Raw genomic sequence first — 9,554 nt, forward strand, 5'->3', positions numbered from 1 at the left:
GTCGCCGTAGGCTGCAATGCAAGCCCCGTACCGCCATGGTGCGGATCGAGGCTGGTATTTCGTTGCTGCCTAAGGGCAGCGTCTCGCGGCCGGGGAAAATAGGAAGATAACCTTTGCAGTTTACCTTCCTATTATCTAGACTGCGCGCCATGCCACCATCCGCCTCCGATACCGTCATGGCCACCGCCGCCGCGCTGCGCGTGGTGCTGGGCAAGCTGAAGCGCCGCTTGCGGGAGGAAACCGGTTCGCGCGGGCTCAGCGGGTCGCAAGTGGCAGTGCTGGGTCACCTGGAGCGCGAAGGCTCCAAAACCGTCACCGAGCTGGCTGAACTCGAAGGCGTGCGCCAGCAATCCATGGGCGCCACCGTGGCGTCGCTGGAAACGGCCGGCTTGCTAAAGGGGGCACCGCATCCCACCGATGGCCGCCGCACCATTCTTTCGCTGACGCCGAAAGCGCGCGCCTGGATCAAGGCCAGCCGCGCGGCGCGGGAAGACTGGTTGTTCCACACCATCCAGATACGGCTTTCGCCGGCCGAACAGAAAAGGCTCGCCGCAGCGGTCGAGTTGCTGCAGCGGCTGGTCGAGCCTTGATGATTTTTCCGTGCACGCCGGCGGCATGCTGGCGCGTGCGTTGGTTGTCCCACGTCACGGAGCACCCGTCATGCAATGGCTTCACCATGTGGCTTACTTCTTCGGTGGCGCGTTCCTGCTCAACGCCGTGCCGCATATCGTCAGCGGCGGCATGGGCCGGGCTTTCCAAAGTCCCTTCGCCAAGCCGCCGGGGCAGGGGCTTTCATCGGCCACCGTCAACGTGCTGTGGGGCTTCTTCAATGCAGTGATCGGCTACCTGCTGATCTGCCAGGTTGGCGACTTCGAGCTACGGCATGCGCCGGACATCAGCGTGGCCGGTTTGGGTGCACTCATGCTGACGTTGCTGAATGCCCGTCTTTTCGGGCGCTTCAACGGTGGCAACGTGTGAGCATGTTCCGCTCCCTGCGCGGCTATAACTACCGCGTGTGGTCGGCCGGCGCGCTGGTATCCAACGTGGGCACGTGGATGCAGCGCATCGGCCAGGACTGGCTGGTGCTGACGCAACTCACGCACCACGCCGCCTCGGCGGTCGGCGTGGTGATGGCGCTGCAGTTCGGCCCGCAAATCCTGTTTTTGCCGCTGACCGGTTATGCCGCCGACCACCTCAACCGCCGCAAGCTGCTGTTTGCGACGCAGGGCCTGATGGGTTTGTTGGCGCTGGGACTGGGTCTGCTCACGGTGACTGGCGTGGTCAAGCTGTGGCAGGTATACGCCTTCGCACTGGCGCTGGGCTGCGTCACGGCCTTCGATGCGCCGGCGCGGCAGACCTTCATCTCGGAGCTGGTGACCGAGGACGATCTTGCCAACGCCGTGGCGCTCAATTCCACCTCGTTCAATGCCGGGCGCATGATCGGGCCAGCCGTGGCTGGTCTGTTGATTGCCGCGGTGGGCACCGGCTGGGTATTCGTGCTGAACGCGGCATCTTTTGTGGCCGTGCTGTGCTCGTTGAGCCTGCTGCGGCGCGAGGCATTGCACGTGAAGGATTGGGCGCAGCGCACGCGCGGCAGTCTTACCGGCGGCTTTCGCTACGTATGGCATCGGCCGGACCTGCGCGCGGTGCTGTTGATGCTGTTTTTGTTCGGCACCTTCGGGCTTAATTTTCCGATCTTCATTTCCACCATGTCGGTGAAGGTGTTCCATGCTGGCGCCAGCCGTTATGGCCTGCTCACCTCCAGCATGGCGGTCGGCACCGTGATAGGTGCGCTGCTGGCGGCGCGGCGGGCAAGACCGAGCGTGCCGCTGCTGATCGCGGCGGCAGCACTGTTCGGCACCGGGCTGTTGCTGGCGGCGCTATCGCCCAACGATTGGCTGTTCGCCGTGATGTTGGTGGCGATCGGCGTCGCCGCCCAAACCTTCACCACCTCCACCAACAGCCTGGTGCAGTTGGCCACCGAACCGGCCATGCGCGGCCGCGTGGTGGCGATCCTGCTCGCGATTGCGTTAGGAGGTACGCCGCTGGGTGCGCCGATCGTCGGCTGGGTGGCGGATACGTTCGGGCCGCGCTGGTCGCTGGGCGTAGGCGCGGCGGCAGGTTTGGCGGCGGCGTTGGTGGGAACGCGTTATCTGGTGAAACATCATGCCTTGCGCGTGCGAATCGATGCGGGGCGGTTGCGCGTAAGCATGCGGTGATCTGTTTCCTCTTCTGTTCGAGGGGGCAGATCACGGTACACACCAAGGTTCTTAGTTAGTGCCATTGAACTTAAGGGCACGTCGATGCTGCTCAGAATGATTTGCCCCAACCCCACGATACCTACCGCCAAGTGACGCTCACCGCTTCACGAATAGTCTCCCGCGGTACCGTAACAATGGCCATCGCATCCTTGTCATCCCAACGCCACGCCGTCGTCGCCTTGCCATCCACGCGCACCGATTGCGGCTTGCCGATCGCATGAATCCGCACTTCATACGCGCGCTCCGCTGGCTGGCCGTTGTACGTCCCTTTTGCCGGTGCCACGGTCAGTTCATGCGATCCATCCGATTTGCTGTCATAGCGCATCGGCGTGACGGCATAACGGCCTTTCGCATAGTCGAGCGACACGCCATCATCCTCGTACAGGTCGAAACGTCCTCCGCCTGAGCCGTATACGTTGACGATCAGCGTATCCAGCGCCTTGGCATCCGAATAATCACTGGGCTCCTGTTCGGGAACGATCGAGCCGTCACGTACGAACACTGGTATCTGGTCGACATCGTAGTGCGCGGTAAACGATTTGCCGCCGTCGTAATGTTTGCCGCTGAAGAAATCGATCCATTCGCCGGGCGGCAGGTAGACCGTGCGATTGCCGCTGGCATCGAGCACCGGCGCCACCAGCATTTCGTCGCCGAAGAAATATTCCTTGGAGTGCCGATAGGCTTCGTCCAGCTGTGGGTATTGCAGGTACAAGGGACGCAGCAGGGGCAGCGACAATGTATGCGCCTGCCAGGTGTACGTGTAGATGTAGGGAATCAGCTGGGTGCGCAGGGTGAAGAATTTGCGCATCAGCGCAATGCCCTTGTCGCCATAGACCCACGGCATGCGCACGTTGCCTTCGTGCGGGTTGGCGTGCGCGCTGTGCATGCGCAGGATCGGGCTGAATGCGCCGAACTCGATCCAGCGCGCATAAAGGTCGAAATCGATCTTCGCGCCATGGAAGCCGCCGATGTCGTGGCTGATGTACGGCACCAGCACGTTGCCGCCGCGTGCGGTAAAGGCCACTTCATAGGCCAGCACCGGCCACTCCGAATACGTATCGCCGGTAAAGAAGCCGGGATAACGCTCGCTGCCCCAATCACCGTAACGGCCAAGCATAAACGCGCGCTGGCCGGTGAATTGTTGCGCAAAGTCGTAGAACACCTTGTTGGTCCACAACTGCGGGTTGAGCCCTGGCATATCGGTGGCGCCGCCGCCGCCATCCACCCACCACGAACTTACGCCCGCCTGCATCAGCGGCCCATGCAGGTCGCGCATGAACACGTCCGCCTGCCGCTGGTTGGAAAGATCGAAAGCGATACGTGGCGGTGGCGTGACGTCCCGAATCGCAACCGGCCCGCGAAAGATGCCGCCGCCCTGTTCACCGGCCACCACGCGCAAGGCGATCGCATTGGGCCGACCAGGGTGGACGTACGGCCTGATGTCCGCATACGTAAGACGCCGCGGCCACTGCACATGGCTGTGATCCACCTCCTTGCCGTTGACGAAGAGGCGATATGTCTGCCCCACTTCGCCCAGATACAAGTACAAGGCATCCGGCAGCCTGGCCGGTAACGACACCGATGTGCGATACCAGCCGATGCCCTGGTCATCCGGATAGCCTTGCCTGTTCCACGCTTGATCGGTGCGGATCGGCTTCCACGCGTGGTCGTTGTAGTCGGCGGCAAACCAATGCTGGTTCAAGCCTTGGTCGTGCGGATCCGGTGCGAAGGTCCAGCCGTGCGAAACATCCAGGTCGAACGAGGGCTTCGGCGGCAGCGGCCGGTGCAAATCCTTCAGTACCTCGGGGGTGTGGCTGTCGCGATAGGAAAGAATGTTTTCCTTGGTGCCTGCGTAACCGGGATGATCGTTGAGGCTGAGCTTGATGCCGCGATCGTGCAGCCATTGCAGGAACTGCGTGGGCTGCGAGATCAGCGGGCTCCAGTCATAGCCGCCCTGCCAGCCATAGTTGTGCCAGGCAAAGTCCAGTACCAGCGTGTCGAACGGGATGTGGTTCTCGCGCAGGCGCGACAGTTCCTCTTCCAGATACTGCTGGTTGTACCGCTCGAACTCCGGCGTGTGCGCATCGGCCGTATCCGGGAAATACTCGAAGTTGAAATTGGTGACCCAGTTGCCCAGCACGTAACGAGGAATCATCGGAATACCGCCGCAAAGCTGGGCATAGGCCTGCAACACGTGCTGGTAGTCCTGGTTGTACGTGAACAGATACCAGTCCTGCCCGTAAGGCGTGGGGCGCGGCGTGATCCACGCCGTTTTTTCGTCCCACAGCGGCGTCTGGCTGTCGTCGATGAAGGCGTAGCCGCTGCGGCTGAGCAAGCCCGGCTTGGCCGGTTGCAACGGAATGTCGATGCCAGGAATGATGTCGTTGACCGGACTTTGGGTGTCGTCCTTGGTCAGGTTGCTGCCACTGACGTGATCGAGCGAGTAGGTGAGGCCGCCGAGGTTCTGCGTGTCCACCTGGCCGGGATGCCAGGTATGCGGTGCGCCCTTGGGATTGGCCCAGGTCACCTGCAAGTCATCTGCGGTGAAAGCGCCGCCATCCATCCGATAGCGCAAGCTCATGCTGCTGGTGCGCACCACCAGCCAGCCGTTCTCCTTGGAAGATTGGACGTTCACCGCCGGCCAATCGCGCCTTTGCACTACCGCGGTCGGCACATCCACAAAATGGCCGTCAGCCGCATATTCCATGCGCACCAGCGAAGGCGTGAGAAACTCGAAACGCGCGTTGCCAGCCACGATCGTGGTGGTGTCCGGCGTCCGTGCATGAGAAATGAGCGGGGCCGATACCAAGCCGGCCAACGCGATGAAGAGCATGCGGCGGAACACGTTCATGCGGGGTCTCTGGGGGAAGACCTCGCATTTATACTCGCCTTGTGGTGGAGCTTGGAGCCTGCTGCGCGATAAAAAGAACGGAGGCCACGCATGACCTCCGTTCCGTTGCTTGCCTACGAGCTGCTTATTGACCGTATTGCGACATGAAGCCCGAGCCGACCGGACTGCCCCAACCCGTCACCAGGTCATAGCCCTTCACAGCCGAATAGCTGCCGGACTTGCCACTGGTGATGTCATGGAACGTCGCCGCGTAGATGCTGCTGCTGTTGATGTTGTTGCTGTAGATGGTGGGTAGGAAGAAGCCCAGGTTCGATGCGCTGTGGCTGGCCAACGACTGGTCGACCAGGGCAACGAAGCCTGCCCACATTGGCGCTGCAAAGCTGGTGCCGCCGTACTCGTTATACGTGCAGCTGCCGTTGCCGCACGCCATGAAGGTGAAGTTGGCGTTGGCCGAAACGTCGGGCCCGTTGCGGTACTTGGTGGAGCCCTTGTTGCTGGAATTGATCGCGGGCGTCTGCCACGAAGGGATGGCGATCTTGTCGGGCGAAATGCCGCCTCCGCTATCCACCCACGCCGTCTCGGTTGCCCATGGACCCGCTGCGCCGCTAGTGGTCAGGTCGGTGCCACCGACGCCGATCACATACGCCGCATCGGCCGGCCATGCTTCATTGCGCGACGACCAGGTCGAGCTGTCGCCGGATGCGGCAAAGAAGCTCTGTCCCTGCGCGGCCATCTTCTCCCAATAGGGATTGAGCGTGGACGGATCGGCCGGCGTCCAGCCCCATGAGCAACCGATCGTGGCAGGTGGCGCATAGCCGTCCGTGGTCACGGTCATGGCGCTGATGATGGCCGTATCGGTGGAACCGACGTACATCAGTACATTGCTCAGGCCCGGCGCCATGCCTTGCGCTTGCGTCACGTCCAGCGTCTGCTCGATGTCCGAGCAGCTGCCGCTGCATCCGGTCGAGCTGCCGTCGGTGGAGAGTACGCGCAGGTTGTTGGGATTGGTCTGCTTTGCCGTCGAGTAGTACAACGCGACATCAGACGTGTTGATGCCGTAGAACTCCCACAGGCCGACGCTCTCCCCGGTACCCGTCAGCGTGCCGCCGTGATAGTAGGCTGCGCGCATATCGCTGCCCAGGAACGAAGCACTGGGGCCGGAACCGGTGGTGGCATGGCTCACGACCGCGTCCGGGCTGATGCCATGGGCAGCTGCATAGTCACTCTTCTTGACGAACAGCGGATGCGGCAGCGAGTAATTGTCCAGGCCCGAAACGTGCCACAGCGGGATCGCCAGCGACGTGGTCGGCTCGCGATCCGGGCTGTAGAAAATGCGGTTCTCGGTGGGATGCCGATACGTGCGCATCTTCACGTTGAAGGCCGATTCGACCGCCGACACCGGGCCGATCACCTGGATGTCCATGCGATCGCGGCTGCCACCCGCTACCACCAGTCCATGCTGCTTGAGGTATTGCACGACGGTGTCGTAGTCGTTTTGCGTCGGGCCGAAGCGCGCGGTGAATTCCGTCGGCGTCAGGTAGTTGTGATAGTTCAGGCTCATCGGATTGGAAACTTGCGCCAGGAAGTTATCCAGGCCTGCCTGATCACGTACCGGCAGCACCACATCCAGGCTCATGAGCTTGCTGGCGGGAAGACTGCCCACCAGCTGCGCCGTATTGCTGCTTACGACATCGCGCACGTGATGCGTGTACACCTGGCCGGCATTCGCCGCCGCACTCGCACCGAATGCCATGGCAATGGCCAGCGCCAGTGCGCAGGTCTTGCGTGCAGAAAAAAGTCCTTTGGTTCTGCGTGTTCCAATCGAATCTTGTCTGGTCATGAATCTACTCCTCAAAGTTAAGTAGTCAGTGACAGCGAAAGAAAGAATCGAGGAATGCTAGAAGACGTACGGTTCCCTGTACTCCCCTCCCCAGGGGTGCCGAATGGCCGGCGGAGGTTAGGGCGGTATTTGTCGTTTTCAGGTGAACGATGCGGCCTCTTTACACTTCTATACGTAGGAGGCAGCGGTCTGACGTGGATTTGTGCCGCAGATCACAGAGCGTGCGGCATGCACAATATGTGGCGGCAGCCGATGGTTCACGGAAGGCCGCGAAGCAGTGCCATGCCGGGCGCGCAGGCTGATTCAAGACGCCTGCGCTCATCGATGGGCAAGTTCACCCAGTTCGGTGGATTCTTGCGCACCCGGGCCGCCGCTTGGGCAAGCCATTGCGGATCATCCAAGCCTGGGTCCATGAACCGGACAATGCGCTGCAGTTGGGCGTGCGGCGCATCAAGGATCGATTCGTAGCGTACGTGCAGGACCTTTCCGGCGGGCAGTTTTTCCAGCATGCCCAGGCCGACGGCGATCATCTCGGACCAGGCCGTACCAATGGGTTCAAGCGGCAGCGCAAAGTTTTGAAATACGTCGATGTCGAAGCTCTCGGGGACAAGCCCGCGCCATGTCGGCGGCAGGTCTTCGGGCGCCTCGTACGTAGGGGTGAGATAGGGAGCCGAACCGAACCTGCGCTTGAACATAGCGCTGATCATGCCCATCCGCATCAGCGGGAAACGGTGTGCCGACACGGCAAACTCGCGACCGTCCCGAAAAACGTGGATGAACTTCGCACCAGCAAAGAAGTGCGACAACGGTTGGACCAGGCCAAGCGAAGCGCCGGAGCGCTCGCACCAGATTCGACGGCCAAGGCGTGTGCACAGCCACTGGAAAACCCGCAAGTACTGCTGATGAACGCGATCTTCCGGCAAGGATTGCACGAATACGCCCAAGGCTTCATGCAAAGCGTCAGGATCTTGGGTGAGTGTCGGCAGCGTCATGGCCAACAGCGGTGGTATGCCTGTGTCACGAAAACGCAGCGCGGCGGCGACGGGATAGCGAAACTCGTCGATCACCAGGCCGCGCTCCAGCAGGCGCAGCCACGCCGTATGACGGGGACGCGGCTGGCTCAACACGGACCAGAACGCAGGACCGTCAACGGGATCTTTCTGGAAGCCAAGCGGATGCAGCGCGTTGAACAACTCGGAGAGACTCAGAACGTCTGGGTGCAGCGAAAGCAGATCAGACAGCATCGTCGAGCCGGAGCGTCCTGTGCTGACGATGAACAGAGGCGTTTGCGGCGACGTTGCCATGGCGTGGTGGCTATCCGTAGGTTTGGATGGGCGCAGCGTAGCCGAACATGGCGGTGGGCCGGCCGCCGGTCGCAGGCAGGCTTGCCTCCCGGCCTGCTTGCATGGTTTCAATGCGCTTGTGCAATCGCCGCCGGCATCACGGCCATCACGCGGGCAGGAAAGCCATCGCCGTCTTTTACCTTGGGCCACATTGCGATAAGTACCGCACCCGTCGCGGGCACCTGGTCGAGATGGGCCATCGCTTCAATCTGGTAATGGCCGTGCCGTAGCAACCAGGTTTCCGAATCCATGCCGGGCGTGGTGTCGGTATCGAGCGACTCATGACCGATCGCCACCACGCCGCGTTGCTCGATCAAAAATTTCACCGCCGCCAGCGACCAGGCCGGGAAGGGCGAACGCTTGAAGCGCGCAGGATTGCTATCCCAATCCTTGGACATGTCGGTGCGCAAGGCCGCGAATGAGCCGGATGGAACGCGGCCATGCAGTTTTTCCCAATCGAGAATGTCGTTGACGCTCAATGCATGATCGGGGTCGTCATGCAGCAAACCGGTGATGTCGAAAACCACCAAAGGCAAAATCATCTGGTTCAACGGAATGGCGTCGATCGTGGCCCCATGGGCATCGAAGTGCGCCGGCGGATCGACATGCGTACCATACTGGCCGACCATCGAAAAGTAGTTGGCCCTGAAGCCATCCTTGGCGATGGTATAAGGCTGGCCGGTCTTGGGATCTTTAGCGGGCGTGATGCTGGCTTGGCCGAAGCCGCTCCAGACCGGTGTGCTTGCACTGAATGCATGCGTCAGATCGACGAGCTTGCTGTCATGGATGATGGCGAGAAGCTCGGTGGCCTGGTTGGCGTGAGCGCTGCCCGGGTTTGCCTGGGCCGCGACGCTCATGCTAAGCAAAGAAAACGCGATGGCGGTAATCATGCGATGGATCACGTGCGAACCTCCTGGCGGACCTGGCATCAAGCGTACGCGGATCGTTCTGCATTTTGTATTGCGGCCGGACAGTGGGGCGTCGTCGCTTAGCTGAACTATGCGTTGGACCCTACAGCGACTGCCCAAGCCGGGCCTCGAGCAATGGTCGAAATGTGCGGCTGACATGGACACGCTGGCCGCCGCGCAAGACGAGATCGAATTCCCCGTGCGTGGCCGGTTCCAGATGCAGAATGCTGTCGATGTTGACGACGGTGGAGCGATGAACACGCACAAAGCGGCGTGGATCGAGCCGTCCGACCAGTTCACCGAGGGCCGCGCGATGAATGACGCGCGCCTGGCCTACGTGCAAGGCCACGT

Annotated in this window: 8 protein-coding genes; 3 read left to right on the forward strand and 5 right to left on the reverse strand. The window is 61.6% G+C overall.

The window, feature by feature from the left end; genetic code table 11:
• The first annotated feature begins 149 nt into the window (after positions 1-149).
• The 3 genes from VMA74_RS08375 to VMA74_RS08385 all read left to right on the forward strand — a co-directional run bounded on the left by VMA74_RS08375 (position 150) and on the right by VMA74_RS08385 (position 2,219).
• The gene (locus VMA74_RS08375) at positions 150-590 is read left to right on the forward strand and encodes a MarR family winged helix-turn-helix transcriptional regulator (protein ID WP_325366180.1); all 441 of its coding nucleotides are present in this window, start codon (positions 150-152) and stop codon (positions 588-590) included.
• A 70-nt stretch (positions 591-660) separates the two neighbouring features.
• The gene (locus tag VMA74_RS08380) at positions 661-978 is read left to right on the forward strand and encodes a hypothetical protein (protein ID WP_325366181.1); all 318 of its coding nucleotides are present in this window, start codon (positions 661-663) and stop codon (positions 976-978) included.
• Between the two features lie 2 nt (positions 979-980).
• Positions 981-2,219 (forward strand): MFS transporter, encoded by a 1,239-nt coding sequence (locus VMA74_RS08385; protein WP_325366182.1) that lies wholly within the window; start codon positions 981-983, stop codon positions 2,217-2,219.
• A gap of 121 nt (positions 2,220-2,340) precedes the next feature.
• Here VMA74_RS08385 and VMA74_RS08390 read toward each other — a convergent pair whose 3' ends face one another.
• The 5 genes from VMA74_RS08390 to VMA74_RS21610 form a co-directional block, all read right to left on the reverse strand.
• Positions 2,341-5,112 carry a TIM-barrel domain-containing protein gene (locus tag VMA74_RS08390; RefSeq protein WP_325366183.1) on the reverse strand — a complete coding sequence of 924 codons (2,772 nt, stop codon included), beginning with the start codon at positions 5,110-5,112 and terminating at the stop codon, positions 2,341-2,343.
• Positions 5,113-5,236: 124 nt separating this feature from the next.
• Positions 5,237-6,952, reverse strand: a complete 1,716-nt coding sequence (locus VMA74_RS08395) for a S53 family peptidase (RefSeq protein WP_325366184.1) — start codon at positions 6,950-6,952, stop codon at positions 5,237-5,239.
• A gap of 257 nt (positions 6,953-7,209) precedes the next feature.
• Entirely contained in the window at positions 7,210-8,256 is a 1,047-nt protein-coding gene (locus VMA74_RS08400) for a sulfotransferase (RefSeq protein ID WP_325366185.1), read from the reverse strand.
• Positions 8,257-8,363: 107 nt separating this feature from the next.
• On the reverse strand, positions 8,364-9,197 hold the full coding sequence (locus VMA74_RS08405) for a cyclase family protein (protein ID WP_325366186.1): 834 nt from the start codon (positions 9,195-9,197) through the stop codon (positions 8,364-8,366).
• 109 nt (positions 9,198-9,306) lie between these two features.
• The gene (locus tag VMA74_RS21610) at positions 9,307-9,552 is read right to left on the reverse strand and encodes a LytTR family DNA-binding domain-containing protein (protein ID WP_414649581.1); all 246 of its coding nucleotides are present in this window, start codon (positions 9,550-9,552) and stop codon (positions 9,307-9,309) included.
• Positions 9,553-9,554 lie beyond the last annotated feature (2 nt).

Source organism: Dyella sp., from assembly GCF_035508675.1.
GTDB lineage: Bacteria > Pseudomonadota > Gammaproteobacteria > Xanthomonadales > Rhodanobacteraceae > Dyella_B.